The organism is Bradyrhizobium sp. B124, assembly GCF_038967635.1.
Classification (GTDB): domain Bacteria; phylum Pseudomonadota; class Alphaproteobacteria; order Rhizobiales; family Xanthobacteraceae; genus Bradyrhizobium.
The window spans coordinates 6,744,267-6,761,781 of the sequence record NZ_CP152413.1; the positions used below are offsets into that span (position 1 = coordinate 6,744,267).

Annotated in this window: 12 protein-coding genes and 1 tRNA gene; 9 read left to right on the plus strand and 4 right to left on the minus strand. The window is 65.4% G+C overall.

Annotation, left to right across the window (positions count from 1 at the left end; all coding sequences use genetic code 11):
* Positions 1-153 precede the first annotated feature (153 nt).
* Entirely contained in the window at positions 154-513 is a 360-nt protein-coding gene (locus AAFG13_RS32145) for a response regulator (RefSeq protein WP_092123795.1), read from the plus strand.
* 79 nt (positions 514-592) lie between these two features.
* Positions 593-667, plus strand: a tRNA-Val gene (locus AAFG13_RS32150).
* 533 nt (positions 668-1,200) lie between these two features.
* Here AAFG13_RS32150 and AAFG13_RS32155 read toward each other — a convergent pair.
* Both AAFG13_RS32155 and AAFG13_RS32160 read right to left on the minus strand, forming a co-directional pair.
* Positions 1,201-2,037, minus strand: a complete 837-nt coding sequence (locus AAFG13_RS32155; protein WP_212313857.1) for a hypothetical protein — start codon at positions 2,035-2,037, stop codon at positions 1,201-1,203.
* On the minus strand, positions 2,034-3,464 hold the full coding sequence (locus AAFG13_RS32160) for a bifunctional diguanylate cyclase/phosphodiesterase (RefSeq protein ID WP_342709285.1): 1,431 nt from the start codon (positions 3,462-3,464) through the stop codon (positions 2,034-2,036). Before AAFG13_RS32160 ends, AAFG13_RS32155 begins: the two co-directional genes overlap by 4 nt.
* Positions 3,465-4,015: 551 nt before the next feature.
* Between AAFG13_RS32160 and AAFG13_RS32165 the strand changes: the two genes are divergently transcribed.
* The 5 genes from AAFG13_RS32165 to AAFG13_RS32185 all read left to right on the plus strand — a co-directional run bounded on the left by AAFG13_RS32165 (position 4,016) and on the right by AAFG13_RS32185 (position 13,702).
* Positions 4,016-4,450 carry a hypothetical protein gene (locus AAFG13_RS32165; protein ID WP_342709286.1) on the plus strand — a complete coding sequence of 145 codons (435 nt, stop codon included), beginning with the start codon at positions 4,016-4,018 and terminating at the stop codon, positions 4,448-4,450.
* A gap of 757 nt (positions 4,451-5,207) precedes the next feature.
* Positions 5,208-6,260, plus strand: coding sequence for a helix-turn-helix domain-containing protein (locus AAFG13_RS32170; RefSeq protein ID WP_342709287.1), 1,053 nt, complete (start codon positions 5,208-5,210; stop codon positions 6,258-6,260).
* A gap of 335 nt (positions 6,261-6,595) precedes the next feature.
* A complete protein-coding gene (locus AAFG13_RS32175) occupies positions 6,596-12,262 on the plus strand; it encodes a calcium-binding protein (protein WP_342709288.1) in 5,667 nt (1,888 codons plus the stop codon).
* A complete protein-coding gene (locus tag AAFG13_RS32180) occupies positions 12,259-12,837 on the plus strand; it encodes an invasion associated locus B family protein (protein WP_212313845.1) in 579 nt (192 codons plus the stop codon). The genes AAFG13_RS32175 and AAFG13_RS32180 overlap by 4 nt, the downstream gene beginning before the upstream one ends.
* Positions 12,838-12,952: 115 nt before the next feature.
* The gene (locus AAFG13_RS32185; RefSeq protein WP_212313843.1) at positions 12,953-13,702 is read left to right on the plus strand and encodes a hypothetical protein; all 750 of its coding nucleotides are present in this window, start codon (positions 12,953-12,955) and stop codon (positions 13,700-13,702) included.
* Between the two features lie 27 nt (positions 13,703-13,729).
* On the opposite strand, the gene AAFG13_RS32190 is transcribed toward AAFG13_RS32185, so the two are convergent.
* A complete protein-coding gene (locus tag AAFG13_RS32190; RefSeq protein WP_342709289.1) occupies positions 13,730-14,470 on the minus strand; it encodes an SDR family oxidoreductase in 741 nt (246 codons plus the stop codon).
* 49 nt (positions 14,471-14,519) lie between these two features.
* Positions 14,520-15,086, minus strand: coding sequence for a TetR/AcrR family transcriptional regulator (locus AAFG13_RS32195; protein ID WP_342709290.1), 567 nt, complete (start codon positions 15,084-15,086; stop codon positions 14,520-14,522).
* Between the two features lie 186 nt (positions 15,087-15,272).
* Here AAFG13_RS32195 and AAFG13_RS32200 point away from each other — a divergent pair, with 186 nt between their 5' ends.
* Positions 15,273-16,145, plus strand: coding sequence for an AraC family transcriptional regulator (locus tag AAFG13_RS32200; protein WP_342709291.1), 873 nt, complete (start codon positions 15,273-15,275; stop codon positions 16,143-16,145).
* A gap of 120 nt (positions 16,146-16,265) precedes the next feature.
* The gene (locus tag AAFG13_RS32205) at positions 16,266-17,462 is read left to right on the plus strand and encodes a CaiB/BaiF CoA-transferase family protein (protein WP_212313835.1); all 1,197 of its coding nucleotides are present in this window, start codon (positions 16,266-16,268) and stop codon (positions 17,460-17,462) included.
* Positions 17,463-17,515 lie beyond the last annotated feature (53 nt).

A 17,515-nucleotide genomic window follows, 5' to 3' on the forward strand; every position in this document is an offset into this window, starting at 1 on the left:
AAATGCCACACGAGGTTGATTCGATGCGTGGTTCGGTCCACAAATGGCTGGCGCGCATTTGCCGCTGGCTTGACGCAAATTTCACCCGAAATTTACCGTCTGTCGGGCTTACTGTTCGGACTGCTCCTCAAGCCGGATTCGACGATCCCTGCCATGCCGAAAATTCTTCTCGCCGAAGACGACACCGATATGCGCCGCTTTCTGGTCAAGGCACTGGAAAATGCGGGTTTCAAGGTCTCGCCGCACGACAACGGCATGTCGGCCTATCAGCGGCTGCGTGAGGAGCCGTTCGAAATGCTGCTCACCGACATCGTGATGCCCGAGATGGACGGCATCGAGCTGGCGCGCCGTGCCTCGGAACTCGATCCCGATATCAAGATCATGTTCATCACCGGCTTTGCCGCGGTGGCCCTCAATTCCGATTCGGAGGCGCCGAAAAACGCCAAGGTGCTGTCCAAGCCCGTGCACCTCAGGGAATTGGTTAGCGAAGTGAATAAGTTGCTGGCGGCCTGATTCGCCAAAAAACCTTCACTTTGTATCCTTGCCTGCCCCGCCGCCGTCCGTTATAGGGACCCGATCCAAACACGGCTTTGGGTGCGTAGCTCAGCGGGAGAGCACTACCTTGACATGGTAGGGGTCACAGGTTCGATCCCTGTCGCACCCACCACGCTTCGCCCTGACGGGCTTCGCGTGGCACAGCCACGCGGAGACCTTCAGGTCGAAGCGTGTCCGGCGTAGCTTGAACGAAGTGAAAGCGAAGTCGGACTGTCACCGCGAGCAAGCTTATTCTATCGATGCGTAGCGAGAGAAGGATGCCGCGCCGAAGCCCAAAGGGCGAAGGCGGGCCTTTGGCCGCGAGCTACGGCTCGGCAAGCCACGCCATGATGGCGGGCTTCTGATTCAACCTGTCAAACAGCTCGTTCAGTGTCATGCCCGCGCATGCGCCGCCGTTAGGTCCGTCATCCTGACGAGCCGCGAAGCGGCGTCTCGAAGGATCGACGGCCACCAGTGGGGCCGTGCATCCTTCGAGACGCGCTGCGCGCTCCTCAGGATGACGGGATAAGCGTCACGCGCAACAGCATTTAGAATATGAGAACGCATTCTCGCGACATGATTTGCCCGAGCTTTGCATCTCGTCTCGCCATCTCGCTTGAAGAGGGCCTAGGGAAAGCCGGCTGCCGATCGCACCCACAAGACCGGTCAGTGCTGCAGGTTCCTGCCGCTCCAGGGTGAGGGCCGCGCCGGCGCGGCCGCGGCACCGACCAGCGGACGTCGATTCCAGTCCAGCACGGAGTCGCTGTGCAGCTGCTCGACGACCCAGAGGAAATAAACCGAGGCGGGAATGCCGATCAGGTCGAACACGAGCATCGATCCGCTGCCGTGAGTCGTCGCGTCAATGAGATGGATCAGCGCGCAGGAGAAGAAGACGCCCGCCAATGCGGCCCCCGACAGCGACCACACACCGGTCGCCAGATAGCGGCGCACCTGATGGTCAGCCAGATACCAGCCGACCAGGCCGTAGGTCACGGTGACGAACACATTGGCGTAGAACGTCGCGGAGGCGACGTCGATCCAGGTGCTCGGCATCGTCGCGCGCGCGGCGAGATCGGCCGACGTGCAAAGGAACGGGATGTTTGCGCCGGGCTGGGCCATCGCCCAGGCCGCCAGCCAGCCTGCCGTGATGGCGAAGCCGCCGACCAGCAACATCGCGCGATGCGGCGAGAGGGCGATCAATCGCTCGCCCTGGCCACCCAATATCGTCTCGAACCGCAGGAACACAAATGTCAAACCTGCCGGCAGCCCGAGCAGGGTGACGGCGAGCATCGACCAGGACACGCTTTCGCCCTGCAGCACCTGGAAGCCATGCACCAGATGATGCGGGCCGCAGCTTGCCGCCATCATCGAAAATCCGATGCCGAAGCGGGACCAGCCCCGGTAACGATGCAGGCTGACCGTTTCCCAGGCCGACAATACGCCGAGGCCCGCGTAAGCCAGCCCGATCGCCAGATTGCTGAGACCGATGACGAGATACATCATCGCGAGACCGTCGCCTTGGTGCCCATGGGAGCCCCGATGTGATCAAGGAATTCGTCGATGAAATAATGATGGCCGCGCCGTACCGGTCCTTCCACGGGCTGCGCGGCGTGCAGCGCGCGTCCCGAACTTGGATGCCAGAGTGCCCTGGTCAGCATCGGCGCGATCTGTTCGGCGGCAACCGGCCGCGAAAAGAAATAGCCCTGGGCAACGTCGCAACCCATGCGGAGCAGCATTGCGGCCTGCTCACTCCGTTCGACGCCCTCGGCGATGGTATGCTTGCCCATCGCGTAGGCCAGGCTCAGGATCGACGATACGATCGCCGTATCGCCGGGCTCGCTGCTGAGACCGTCGATGAAGCTGCGGTCGATCTTCAGGACCTCGGCCGGCATGTCGCGCAGGCGCGACAGCGACGAGTGCTCAGTGCCGAAATCGTCGATCGCGACGAACACGCCGAGCTGGCGGATCTGGTCGAGTACCTGGACGACCTCCTCCGGGGCGCTCATCATGACGCTTTCGGTGATTTCGAGACACAGGGCGGTCGGATCGACATTGGTGCTGGCGAGAACCTGGCGGAGCTCCTGGATGAAGGTCGGCTCCGCGATCTCGCGCGGCGACACGTTCACGGTCATGGCGAGCGGGCAGCCCGGCATCAGCCTCGTCCACTCGGCGAGCTGGCGACAGGATTCCTGCAACACCTGCCGTCCGATCTTGACGATGAGCCCGCATTCCTCGGCCACAGGGATGAAGTCGGCGGGCGAGATGATGCCACGCTCGGGATGTCGCCAGCGCACCAGCGCCTCGACGCCGACGACGCGTCCATCTTTCAGGCGGACCTGCGGCTGATACTCCACGAACAGCTGCGATTCCCGCAGCGCCGCCCGCAAATCGGATTCGATTTGAACACGCTTCTCGGCGCGGGCATGCAGCTCGTCGTTGAACTCGGCCAATCGCGCACGGCCACGGACCTTTGCCGCGTAGAGCGCGGTGTCCGCCTCGCGAAGCAATTGTTCGGCGGACTTCGTGCCGGGCTTGCAGTGCGCGAGCCCCACGCTTGCCGATACCACGACTTCCTTGCCAGAGAGCAGGATCGGCTCCGCCAGCGCTGCAAGAATCCGCCTGCCGAGTTCAGCTCCGGAAGAGGCCGAGGCGCGCGGATGGAGAACGACCATCTCGTCGCCGCCGAACCGGCTCGCAGTATCTTCCGGTCCGAGACAGCTTAGGATGCGCCGGGCCATTTCGGACAACACCTCGTCGCCGCTGCTATGGCCGAGTGAATCGTTGACGAGCTTGAAGTTGTCGAGATCGACGAACAGAACCGCGATCCGCGCGCCGTCATCGGCCTCGCGCGCCAGTTCAAGATCCAGCCGCTCGAGCAGCAGACTGCGCGTCGGAAGTCCGGTCAGCTGGTCATGCGCGGCCGTGTGCATCAGGCGTGCAATGACGCCGCGCAGGCGCTCGACTTCCGGGTTTGTTCCAACCGATGGAACGGCGGGATCACGCTCAACGCCCGAATGCTGTTCCCTGAATGCAGTCCCGAGTCGTATTGGGATATTCGGCCGCAGCCCAGCCATTCCCGTCCCCACTATCACTATAATATCCGGTGACGGTAGGCAGTTTGGAGTTTGCAAAAGGTTGCGTGAAGGCTGCCCGCGACTTTTGCCCGATAACGATTTGCAAGATGGTTACAAATCTACGACAGGCGCGCCGCCCATTTGTTGCGACTTTCGTCGAGGGCCAAATTACCGCCGTGCCGACCCATGGCTATTCGGAACGGGCGCCGGGGCGCGGCACGCCTCCCGGTGAGAACCCCTGTGCTGCCGCGGGCCATCGAAGGCGGCTTGGACGATAGACTTGTGCGGTCGGGCAAATCGGTGATCGGCATCTCGACGATCACGGCGCCCCGGGGCAATAAAGGGCGCGGAACACAGGTTGCACAGGGCTCCTGGCGCGATCACGGAAGGTCGAAGGAGGCATCGCAGTGCTCGATCATATCCCGAAGTTCATGACGCTCGGGACCATCATCGTCGGCATCACCGCGATCTACACGGCGCTGCATACCAACAACCGGCGGCTGGGAGCCGACATCTTCCTGAGATATTCCGAGCGCATATCCGATTTGCGGCGTCGCCTGCCAACGGCGGCGTTCCATGACGAGGGCGCCGGCGGCACCATTGAGATGACGCCGGACGAGCGCCGAATTGTGCATGAAGTCATCTTCTCGATCTTTGAGCTCTACGAGCTCAAGGTGCATGGCTTCGTTCCGCCGGGAATCTGGAAGATCAGGGAGCCCGACATCGAACGGGTGCTCTCGCTACCGGTCTTCCAGCAGGAGTTGGCGGTCGTGCAAGGCAGGTTTGCGAAGCATCCGCGCTTTGCGGCATGGCTCGACCGGATCGGGCAAGGCAACGCATAGCGGGGCGGCGCGCGATCGAGGAACGCAGGCTGCGTCGCTGGTGTTGCAGGTGCCGGCGATCAGGTTCGCTCCGCCGGCATCGCGGGTGTGTTCACCGACGAATATGATGAGCCATTGTTACTTTCGTCATCTCGACGTTCATATGAAAATGCCGCAGCGTGCCGCAACATGTGCGCCTCGTGCGGCGCGCGTGTTCCGTTCCCATCGATCGCATTCGCGTCGCACGTGGTGGAATGCCGCATGATTAGGCAAGCGTCTTCAGGCGCGGTCGACGCGAATCCCGTGCGCGGGATTCGCGATGTGTCATGTACCGTGCTTAAGTCGCTGCGCTCTCGCGACGTTCATTTCGTCTCAGCGCGAAGATCGAGAAAACTTTCTGAAGTCCCTGCGATGATGCGTTGCCCGATCGCATCGCACGAACGCAATTTTGGATTTCTTCAAGGCGCGCGTTGTCGCCGCTCTGGTTCTCGCACAAATTGTTCTTTAGACCAGTCAGGCCGAGTCGGTGACGGAGCTTCCGGGCCGGAATCCGGCAGCGAAGCGACAATGATGAATGCCATGTGTGAGCACGACTGCTGCAGGACCCATCGGCCCTATCAGGAGCGGTCGGTGTAAGCGGGTGATGTCCGCATCCAAAAATGCTGCTTCCTTGTCCGCCAGAAATTCGCCTGCCCGCCAGAGGCCGGCGACGCAACCTTGGGAATGCGCCCCCGTTGAGACGACGTTCGTCGTTTGCGACAACGGGGCACGGAATGACATGCCAGAAGACGACAATGCGCCGGCGAGTGCCGCCAAGCTCCTCGAACAAGTTCCCCTGCCACGCGAGCCCCGGAACATCAGGGACATAATCCCGTCGGTACCGCGGTTCTTCACGACACGGCTCTATCCGCCGTCGGAGCAGTTCGAGGTCTGGAAGACGCGCATGGCCTCGCTGGTCGATGTGGCGCCGTCGGAAGGCCATAGCCCTGCGCAAGGATTCGAGGTGGAGTATCTGACCTGCAACATGGCCGACGTCATCTTCACGTCAGGACGCGTTGCCGCTCAAACATTCGCGCGTGCCGTCGAGCCGTCGCAGGGCGCGCCGGTCGATATCTGGTGGCTGTTCCGGGTGCGCTCCGGCGAGGCCCGCTTCGAAACCGCAGAGCGGCGCGTTCACGCCGGGCCAGGCGCGATGTTCCTGATCTCGCTCGACGACGATTTCCGCGGCAGCATCACCGACTATGATGGCCTGGTGCTGGCTTTGCCGCGCCGGTCATTCGCGGATGTGGCCGATCAGCTTAACGACGCCTGCAACATTCTCCTCTCGGGCAATCTGATCGAACTGCTGTCCGACTATCTCGACAGACTCGAAACGCGCCTGGTCCTGATGTCGCCGGAGGAACTGCGGCAGGCAGGGCGAGCGACCGCGCAGATGATCGCCGCGTGCATTCAGCTGTCTTCGGACCGGCTGGAGCAGGCGCGCGGCGCAATCGAACCGGTGCTGTTCGAGCGTGCACGCCTTTATATTGAGACGCATCTCGGCGACTTCGATCTGGCGCCGGATCGCATTGCGCAGCAATTGCGGATCTCGCGCTCTGCCCTCTACCGTGCATTCGAGAGCGTCGGCGGCGTCGCCGGATATATCCTGCGCAAGCGGCTGCGCGCAGCACATGCCGAACTCGTCGCGTCCACCGACAGGCAGGTGCAGGAAATCGCCTATCGTCACGGCTTCAAGCTGGCGTCGGATTTCACGCGCGCGTTTCGCCGCGAGTTCGGCGCCAGTCCGCGCGAGATGCGTGAACGCGTGCGCCGCAGGTCAACTGCCGGTTGAAGATTTGCAGATTACCCCACGGTGCATCGAGCAAATCATTCAACTTGTGAGACGATCTGCGCGCTATTTGGACGGACTGCTGAGTGACGTTGTCAAATATGTGTCTATCATTTTTGATATGACGACTCGGGGCACATTGATGGGGCAGTCGAGCGGGCGCTGGGTGGCAAGATGCGCTCGTTGAGTTCGACACATCGTTGGCCAGGACGGGAAGGCAGGCGTGCGTTGCGCTGTCTTCATTTCGTCACATGCGGTCCCAAAGGACGCGCATGTCGGCACAGTCCGCGGCATGGCACCCCCGACGTCTGGACAAGATGTCACGAAGGGGTCGCACCATGGTTGTCGCACACAACTCGTCCGAATCGCTGAAGCGTCAAGGCCGCACCGGTTTCGTCCGGAGCTGGGTCGCATCGGGCGATGCGGGTAGCCGTTCGTTGCGGCGGCGGCTGTTGGCGGTGCTGCGTCAGGCGCATCGCAAGCTCGGCGTGAAGCGTGATCGGCTGGGGCTTGGTTCGCTCGGCGCTGGCGGGCTTACGTCAAGGATGGCAACAACGCTCGGTGCACTCGCGATCGCAATCGCCGCGACCTCGACCGCGAGCGCCCAGAACTACAACGCCGGCAGCGGCAGCGTCGCGACGGGCACCCAGGCGACGGCGATCGGCACGAACGCCTCTGCGGCTGCGGGGGCAGGGAATCCCACGGCCGTTGGGGCGGGCGCGAAGGCAAATGTTACGGGAGGGGGGTCTCCCATTGCCATCGGCACGAACGCGAATGCGAGCGGAACCGGGGGCGTCGCGGCGCTTCCCGGTGGCGGCACGAGTTTTGAGGCGGTTGCCATCGGCAACGCGGCCGTTGCCACGGGGCAGGGTAGTTCGAGCCTTGGCCCCAGTGCGAGCGCGACTGGGAACTGGGCCACCTCCATCGGCTTGCTCGCCAATGCATCAGGGTATCAGGCGACGGCGGTCGGTGTTCAGGCTGCTGCGTCAGGACAATACACGGTCGCGCTCGGGCGGAGTGCGCAGGCGTCGGGCACTGGCGGCGCGATGGCGCTGGGCGCCGGCACGATCTCGAGCGGCGTCAATTCGGTCGCGCTCGGCGTCAACGCCAATGCCACCGCAGCCGGCTCAAGCGCCTTGGGCACCTTCGCCAGTGCCACCGGAGGCAACGCCAGTGCGGTCGGCGTCAGCTCCACGGCGAGCGGCAACTTTTCATGGGCCGGAGGCTGGTCGGCCGTTGCCTCGGCGGACAGCGCGACTGCCGTCGGCAAGCAGGCGGTCGCGTCGGGAATCAACTCATTCGCCGGAGGTAGCTCCGCCAACGCAGCCGGGGATTTCGCCGTGGCTGTGGGCAATCAGGCGCAGGCGCTGAGCACCGGGGGCTCGGTCGCAATTGGATCGGGCGCAATCGTCAACAGTGCAGCGACGGGCGGCATCGCGCTCGGCAACAATGCGGCATCCGCCGGCATCAGTTCGATCGCGACCGGCGTTGGGGCCAGTGCCGCCGGCACAAGTTCGCTGGCGATCGGCACTACCTCAAATGCGAGTGCCGCCGCCAGCACTGCGGTTGGCAACACAGCCGTTGCCAGCGGCCAAAACTCCTCTTCATTCGGGTCTGGAGCGAGCGCGGCAGGAGACAATTCTCTCGCGGTCGGCGTCAGCGCCAGCGCCAGCGGAGTAGCCAGTACCGCGCTCGGCATCGGCGCCAAGGCGTCGGCTACAAGCGCCATCGCTATCGGTAACAATGCCGCGGCCAGTTCCGCCAACGCGGTGGCCTTGGGCACCAACGCAGTGGCGACCGGCGGCCAGGCGGTCTCGATCGGCGCGAACAACACCGCCTTTGGCAACGGCGCGGTGGCGATCGGCGACCCCAGCTATGCGAGCGGCACCGGCGCTTTCACCGGCGGCGCGAACAATATCGCCAACAGTGACGGCACGGCCAGCGCCACCGCCGCCAACCAGGCCAACGGCGCCGTCGCGATCGGCAACAACAACAAGGCGATCGGGCAGGGCTCCGTGGCGCTCGGCAATGGCTCCACCGCGGGCGCCGCCGGTCTTGTCGGCAATATCGCACTGGGCAACGGCGCCACGGCGGCGGCAAAATCCGGCGATGTCGCGCTCGGCTCCGGCAGCGTCACGGCTGCCGCGGTCGGCACGCCCAATGCAGTCGTCAACGGCATCACGTATGGGAACTTCGCCGGCACCACGCCCGGGTCCACGATCAGCGTCGGCGCGGTCGGCGCCGAGCGCACCATCACCAATGTCGCGGCGGGCCGGGTCACCCAGACCTCGACCGATGCCATCAACGGCTCGCAGCTCTACAGTGTCGCCAACACGCTGACGAGCCAGATCGCCGCCGGCGCGATCCACGACTACAGCGTCAACAGCGCGACGCCAGGAACCGACACCAACTACAACAATGCCGGAGCCACCGGCGCCAACGCACTCGCGGCCGGCGTCAGTGCGAGTGCCGCCGGCGCGAGCAGTGTTGCGGTCGGCGCTGGCGCCGCGGCACGGGCATCATCCGACACGGCGCTCGGTTCGGGCGCGCTTGCTGCGTCGCTCAGCAATTCGCCGCAGACCGGGGCCGTTGCCATCGGTGCGGGGCAGGCCACGAATGATGGTGCCATCGCGATCGGCAACGGCTTTGGCGGCGGTCCGAAGGCATCCGGCCGCGATTCGATTGCTCTCGGCACCGCCGCGACCGCCGCCAACGCCGGCGCCGTTGCGCTCGGCTCGGGCAGCGTGACGACCGCTGCGGTCGGCACGCCAAATGCGGTCGTCAACGGCATCACCTATTCGGGCTTCGCGGGCACGACGCCGCTCTCGACGGTTAGCGTCGGCGGGGTCGGCGCGGAACGCACCATCACCAACGTCGCGGCCGGTCGAATCGGCACGTCGAGCACGGACGCCATCAACGGCTCGCAGCTCTACAGTGTCGCCAACACGCTGACGAGCCAGATCGCCGCCGGCGCGATCCACGACTACAGCGTCAACAGCACGACGCCGGGAACCGACACCAACTACAACAATGCCGGAGCCAGCGGCGCCAACGCGCTCGCGGCCGGCGTCAGTGCGAGTGCCGCCGGCGCGAGCAGTGTTGCGGTCGGCGCTGGCGCCGCGGCACGGGCATCATCCGACACGGCGCTCGGTTCGGGCGCGCTTGCCGCGTCGCTCAGCAATTCGCCGCAGACCGGGGCCGTTGCCATCGGTGCGGGGCAGGCCACGAATGATGGTGCCATCGCGATCGGCAATGCCTTTGGCGGCGGTCCGAAGGCATCCGGTCGCGATTCGATTGCTCTCGGCACCGCCGCGACCGCGGCCAACGACGGCGCTGTCGCGCTCGGTTCGGGCAGCGTGACGACCGCTGCGGTCGGCACGCCCAACGCGGTGATCAACGGCATCACCTATTCGGGCTTCGCGGGCACGACGCCGCTCTCGACGGTTAGCGTCGGCGGGGTCGGCGCGGAACGCACCATCACCAACGTCGCGGCCGGTCGAATCGGCACGTCGAGCACGGACGCCATCAACGGCTCGCAGCTCTACAGTGTCGCCAACACGCTGACGAGCCAGATCGCCGCCGGCGCGATCCACGACTACAGCGTCAACAGCACGACGCCGGGAACCGACACCAACTACAACAACGCCGGAGCCAGCGGCGCCAACGCGCTCGCGGCCGGCGTCAGTGCGAGTGCCGCCGGCGCGAGCAGTGTTGCGGTCGGCACCGGCGCCGCGGCGCGGGCATCATCCGATACGGCGCTCGGTTCGGGCGCGCTTGCCGCGTCGCTCAGCAATTCGCCGCTGACCGGGGCCGTTGCTATCGGTGCGGGGCAGGCCACGAATGATGGTGCCATCGCGATCGGCAATGCCTTTGGCGGCGGTCCGAAGGCATCCGGTCGCGATTCGATTGCTCTCGGCACCGCCGCGACCGCGGCCAACGACGGCGCTGTCGCGCTCGGCTCGGGCAGCCAGACCACTACGGCGGTCGGCACGTCAGGCATCACCATCGGCACCACCGCCTACAGCTTCGCCGGCACGACGCCGCTCTCGACTGTCAGCGTCGGCTCGGTCGGCAGCGAACGCACCATCACCAACGTCGCGGCGGGACGGATCAGCAACGGATCGACCGATGCGATCAACGGTTCGCAGCTGTTTGCCGCCACCTCGGCGATCGACAGCCTGTCGACCATCGTCAGCAACGGCCTGACGCATTATTACAGCGTCAACGACGGTGGCACCCAGCTGGCGAACTACACCAACAACGGTGCGACCGGTGCGAATTCGATGGCCGCCGGCATCGCCGCGTCGGCAACCGCCGCCAATTCCACCGCGCTCGGCTTCAACACCCAGGCCACGGTCGCCGGCGGCGTCGCGATCGGCTCGGGTTCGATCTCCAACCGCGCGCTCGCGCCGGCTTCCGGCACGATCGGCGGCACCATCATCCCCTACAACACAACCGATCTCGCGCTGCTCGGCGCGGTGTCGGTCGGCAATGCGACGAGCTATCGCCAGATCACCAATGTGGCCGACGGCACCCAGTCGAGCGATGCCGTCACCGTGCGGCAGCTGACCGGTGCACTGTCGTCGTTCGCGACCACGACGACGAAATACTTCCACGCCAATTCGACGCTCGCCGACTCGCTCGCGGTCGGTAACAACTCGGTCGCGGTGGGGCCGCAGACCGTGGTCAATGGCGACAACGGCATCGGCATGGGATTTGGCGCGACCGTGCAGCAGACTGCGCCCGGCGGCATTGCGATCGGCCAGAATTCGGTATCCAACTTCGCCGACTCGATCGCGTTCGGAACCAATGCGCAGGCCAGCGGCATCCAGTCCGTCTCGATCGGCGCCGGGTCCCAGACGACCAACCCGACCAGCGTTGCGCTCGGCCCGAATGCCAAGGCGACGGCACAGGCCGGCGACGTCGCGCTCGGTGCCAATTCGACCACACAGACGGTGGTCGCGACCAAGAACACCACGATCGGCGGCACCACCTACGCCTTCGCCGGCACGGCGCCGACCTCGACCGTCAGCGTCGGCAGCGTCGGGGCGGAACGCACCGTCACCAACGTGGCCGCGGGACAGATCAGCGCGACCTCGACGGACGCGATCAACGGCTCGCAGCTCTGGGCCACCAACACCTCGCTCGACGCTCTCTATACAACGGTCAACAACATCTCGACCGGCAGCGGCGGCATCAAGTATTTCCACGCCAACTCCACCGCGGCGGATTCGTCCGCCACGGGCGCGGAGAGCGTCGCGATCGGACCGCAATCGGTCGCAAGCGGCGCGAACGCAGTATCGATGGGCAACGGCTCGGCCGCATCGGGCGCCAACTCGGTCGCGATCGGCGCCGGCGCCAAGGCGACTTCGGCCAATTCGCTGGCGCTCGGCGCGAACTCGACTACAACGGCCAATCTGAGCGATGCAGCCTATACGCCCGTCGTCGGCAAGAGCGTCGCGGGGGTTGCGACCGGCGAAGTGTCGGTCGGCTCGGCCGGGGCTGAACGCCGCGTCACCAATGTTGCCGCGGGCTCGGCTGCGACCGATGCGGTCAATGTCAGCCAGTTGCAGGCGGTTTCCAGCGGCTCGATCCGCTACGACACCGATGCCTCCGGCAACACCACCAACAAGGTGACGCTGAACAGCGGCAGCAGCGGGCCGGTCACCATCAGCAACGTGGCGGCGGGTGTCGCCGGCACCGACGCGGTCAACGTCAACCAGCTCAACAGCGCATTCCAGCAGCTGAACGGCCAGATCGGCGAGGTGCGGCAGGACGCCTGGCGTGCGGCCGCGATCGGCATGGCCGCAGCATCGCTGCGCTATGACGACCGGCCCGGCAAGATCAGCGCATCGGCCGGCGGCGGCGTCTGGCGCAGCCAGGGCGCGCTCGCCTTCGGCATCGGCTACACCAGCGAGAACGGCCGGCTGCGCACCAACGCGGCGGCGACCACCGCCGGCAGCGAGTGGGGCGTCAGCGCCGGCGTGAGCCTGACGCTCAATTGACCCTGGCGTCGACGAGGCGGCTGGCGTGGCTGGCTTTGGCCATCTGGCTCGGCGCGGCGGCGGGCGCGAGCGCGCAGGGCGCGCCGCCACCCGCCTATGCCGTGAAGCCATCGGACGTCGTGGTGCCGGAAGGCGAGACGCTCGGCGAGTTCAGGCGGATGATCCAGCCGTTCAAGAACTGGACCTTGATCTGCGACGAGAGCCTGAAATCGAAGCGCCGCGTCTGCAACGTCACGCAATCGATCGTCAACGCGCAGGGCGCGGTTGCCTTCAACTGGTCGCTGATTGCGACCGCCGACGGCAAGCCGCTGATGGCGATGCGGATTCCCGCGGTCGCCGGGGTCGGCGCGCAGATCGAGCTCGCGATGGGCGACAGTCCGGACCGCATCGTTGCGCAGACCGATCGCTGCGACGCCAATTTCTGCTTTGCCACGATCGCTATCGGCAATGTGCTGAGGCGGCACATCCGCGCGGCGACGCCGTGCCTGGTGTCGTATCCGCTGCCGCAAGGCGGGCCGGTCGTGCTGGAGGCGCCGCTCGACGGCCTGTCCGGTGTGCTGGCGAAGCTGAAATGACCCGAGAGCGTTTTCGAGCGAAGTGGATGCCGGTTCGCGCGAGGAAAACGCGTCAAAACCAAAATCCGGAGCCCTGTTCCGATTCAATCGGAACGGAAGAGGCTCCCGGAGAGGCATGCGGACCCGGCATTCGGAGATCCGCATCGAGCTGCAGGACGAGAAGATGAAAACGCCGATGCGACTGAAGACCCCCATCCTGATTTCCGCGGCGGTCGTCGTGGCGGCGCTCAGTGCGGCCGGCGTCGTGGGATATGCCCAGCAGCCTACTCAGGCGCAGCCGATGCCGCTGCAGCAAGGGACATCAGCGCCGGCCAAGAAGCCTGCTGCCGCTGCGAAGCCGCAGCCGCACAAACAGCGTCCGCAGGAGGCGCAGACGCCATCGGCGGCGGCGGCATCCGTTCCGCCGCAGCAGGCGGGGCAGCAGCCGACGGTGTTCGACGAGCATGCGCGGCAGGGCAACGTCGCGACCTGCGCCAATCTGTTCGGGTTGCTCGGCCGCGGTCTCGCGACGAACTCCAACTACACCGCGCAGTCGCAGTGGGACGCCAAGGCCGGCAATTCGCATTCGGTGCAGTCGCTGGTTGCGCTCGCGCCAATCCAGGCGCCCCAGGGCAGCGCTGCCCAGCGTGCCGCCGGCATCGTGTTTGCCGCGCCGGTCGGGTCGTCCTGCGAAGGCAATCTGGTGCGGGTGACGCCAAGCGCGGAGAGCTGCCCGACGGTTGCCGCGGAGCTCGCCAAGCTCAACGGGCAGAACGGCACGCTTGGAGACCTCGCGACGATCGCGCTGCCGAACGGCGCGCAGGTGGTGCTGATTCCGTTCGGCAACGCCTGCGTCGCGGTAACTGCGCTCCGGGTCGCCGGATAACGCACCGCTCTCGCATACGCGGCCCGATCAGAGAACGTAGCCGCCGTCGATGGTGATGCTGGTGCCCGTGATCAGGCTGGCGCCGTTGCCTGCCAGAAAGCTGACCGCCGATGCGATGTCATCCGGACTGTTCAGGCGGCGCAACGGAATCCTCTCCTTCAGCCAATCGGCCATGCCGGCGGTCATGTCCGTGGCCGTCGGTCCCGGCTGCAGATTGTTGACCGTGATTTGCCGCGGGGCCAGGTCGAGTGCTGCGGTCTTCACGAGTGAAGCGACCGCCGCCTTCGTCATCGCATAGGCGCTGCCGCCGGCGGCGCCGGTCCTGATGGCCGTGTTGCTTCCGATCGTGATGATCCGCCCGCCGTCACGCATGGCGGCAGTGGAGGCCTGCATCGCCAGGAACACGCCGCGAATGTTCACATTGAGCAGCAGATCGAGATCGTCGGGATTGAATGACTCGATCGATCCGAGACGAAGCACGCCCGCATTGATGACCACGACATCAAGCAGTCCGAGCTGATCGGTGGCCTCCGCCACGGCGCGCCGGATCGCGGCGGGATCGCCGCTGTCGGCGTGGATCGCGACTGCCTTGCCTCCGGCCCCGGAAATCCCATCGCACACCTCGCGTGCCTTGTCGGGCCTGCTCACATAGGTGAGGGCGACCGAGAACCTGTCCTCTGCAAGGCGCTTGGCAATCGCGGCGCCGATCCCCCGCGAGCCACCGAATATGAGTGCGGTACGTGGTCTCTCCGATGCTGTGAAGGTCATTTCCGTATCTCCTGTTGTTGGAATGTTCATTCCAGAATAGGCCAAAAAATCATGCGAGTGCGCGCAGCGCCAACTGTCCGAGTGATCGCAATCGCCGGTGGCCGGCGCCGCCGCGGGCGGCGACCCTGATCCCCGCAAAGGATGCGTAGAGGAATTCGGTCGCGCTGGACGGGTCGATTTCGGCCGCCACGTCGCCCTGCGCCTGAGCCTCACGGATTCGCGCCACGATGGCCTTGGTCAGCGCGCGTCCAGAGTTCTCTCGAACCGCAGCAAGCTCCGGCTTGCCGGTACCGAATTCGCAGATTGAATTGACGCCCAGACACGCCTCCGCCGCGGCATCCACCACGCGCTCGACCATGGCGCGAAGACCATCGAGCGCGCGCTGCTCGCTTGCCAGGGCTGACAAATGGGCCTCCGTCTCCCGGGCGGCATAGCGCTGCACCGCGGCGAGATACAGTTGCCACTTGTCGCCGAACGTGTCGTAAAGGCTTTGCCGGCCGATGCCGAGTGTCCGTACCAGCATCTCCGCCGACGTGCCCTCATAGCCGTGCTCGCGGAATACGCCGATCGCGGCATCAAGCGCCTCTTCCGCAATGAATTCCTTCGGTCTTGCCATTGCTTCGAAATGACGGATTTGGAATGGTCAGTCAAGAATGGCTGACATCACGGTCGCGTGCGCCATCCTCCGGAACTGCCCGCTAACATCTTGGCGATCAGCCATCAAAGGGCTGGATTTCCGGCTCCGGATCGTCAATTCTGATTTGGAACTTACCATCCGTGCCAAACGCGGAGGAGATGTCCCATGGAGGAAGCGCGTCCGGAGCGGTTTGTCCGCAAGGTCGGCGGTGAGCTGGTGTCGTCCGTCATCGCGCGGTCAGAGCCGATCAGGGTCGAGCTGCTCAGCCGGACCTCGCGGCCCCGCATGAACTGGCACTTCCGCCAGCCCGAGCTGACGTTGTTCTGGTTCCGCAATGGCTGCTCGCGGTTGCAGGCCACGATCAACGGCCGTCCGGTCGAGTATGAGTTCTCCAGGGCAGCCAATCTCGCGCTGTTTCCCGCCGGTACCGAGATCGAGGGGGAGTGGTCGGTCGGGCCGGCGTTCGACTATGTCGTCGTCTTCGTCGACCCAAAATTCGTGCAGAGCCGTCTCAATGGCTTGATCGAAACGCCGGCGATCGCGTTCGGCCATGACCAGCTCTGTCGCGGTCTCTCCGAACTTTGCCAGGAAGCGACCACGCCGGACAATCTGTTCGATCTGTTCGCCGAAGGCTGGGCCAGCCAGGCGCTGGCCCACATGGCGCGGCTGTCGCGCGGCGCGGAACCGGCGAAGGCGTTAAGCCGTGGCGGACTGCCGGCGCTCAAGCTGCGGAGGATCGAGGAATTCGTCCGGGCCAATCTTGGCGAGACGATCTCGTTGTCGGCACTGTCAGATGTTGCCGGCCTGAGCAAGCGGCATTTCCTGCGCGCGTTCCAGGAGAGCATGGGCACCAGCCCGCATCGCTATGTGCTCGGCCTGCGCATCGAGGTGGCCAAACGTCGCCTCAGCGACACCGATGAGAGCCTGACCAGCATCGCGCTGGCCTCGGGGTTCAGCCACGCCCAGCATTTCTCGTCGACGTTCAGGCAAGTCACGGGTGTCAGTCCGTCTGTGTTCCGGCAGCAGGGCCGGGCGTGAGTTTCGGCGCTTTTTTGCAAGTCGAGGCGCTTTCCCGCAAGCGCCGGCGCACGGTCCATCGTATGCCGAGGTTGCGCTCGGGATTTGGTCGCGTCCGCGCATTGGAGAAGGAAGCAAAACATGCCAGGGCCATTGGCGGGAGTTCGCGTACTTGATCTGACCGGTGTCGTTTCGGGCCCGTTCGCGACGATGTTTCTGGCCGATCAGGGCGCGGACGTTCTGAAGGTTGAGCCGATCGGCGGCGACATCACCCGCCGCAGCCGAGCCAATGTCGACAAGACCGGCGAGTTCTCGGCGCTGTTCATCTCGTCGAACCGCGGCAAGCGTTCGCTCTCGATCGACATGAAGACCGATGCCGGCCGGGACGTGCTGGGCAAGCTGGTCCTGCAGTCCGACGTGCTGGTGCAGAATTTCAGGCCCGGCACGATGGAACGTCTCGGGCTCGGTCCGGACGAGGTGCGCAGGAAGAATCCGCGGCTGATCTATGTCTCGATCAGCGGCGTCGGCGAAGACGGGCCTTACGCCAAGAAGCGCGTCTATGATCCCATCGTGCAGGCCCTGTCGGGCTTCTGCGATATTCAGGCGCAGCCGGTGACCAACCGTCCGCAGATGATCCGGACCATCGTGGCCGACAAGACGACGGCGGTCTATGCCGCGCAGGCGATCACGGCGGCGCTCTACGCGCGGGAAAAATCCGGCAGTGGCCAGCATATCCAGGTGGCGATGCTCGACGCGATGATCGCCTATCTCTGGCCGGAAGGCATGATGCAATACACGGTGGTCGGCCGCGAGCAGGCGACGGCCGATCCGAACGATCGTCCCGATCTCGTGTTCCAGACCTCGGACGGCTACCTCACTTGCGGGACGATCTCCGACTCCGAGTGGCAGGGCTTCTGCAAGGCGACCGGCGATCCGGAGCTCGCCAACGATGCGCGCTTCGCCACGCCGGCTTCACGCTCGGTCAACGCGACGGCGCGCATCAACAAGATGCAGGACTATATCGGCAGGCACACCACCGCCGAATGGCTCGCCCGGCTCGATGCGGCCGATGTGCCCTGTGCGCCGATCCTCCGGCGCGGTGAAATCATTGCCAACGAGCAGGTGGTTGCCCGCGGGCTGATCGCCGAGCTCGAGCAGCCCGGGGTCGGCACGGTGCGGCAGCCCAAGCCCGCTGCGCGCTTCGAGGTCGATGCCGCCGCGATCGGCGGTCCTGCGCCGCGCATCGGCCAGCACACAAGGCAGGTGCTGTCCGACCTCGGCTACGGCGAGGCCGCCATCGCAGAGATGATCGAGCAGAAGGCCGTGCGCGCGGTCTGAGCGACCGCGCCACGCAACGTCACCATTGCTGAACCGAACAACCGCCGTCGGTG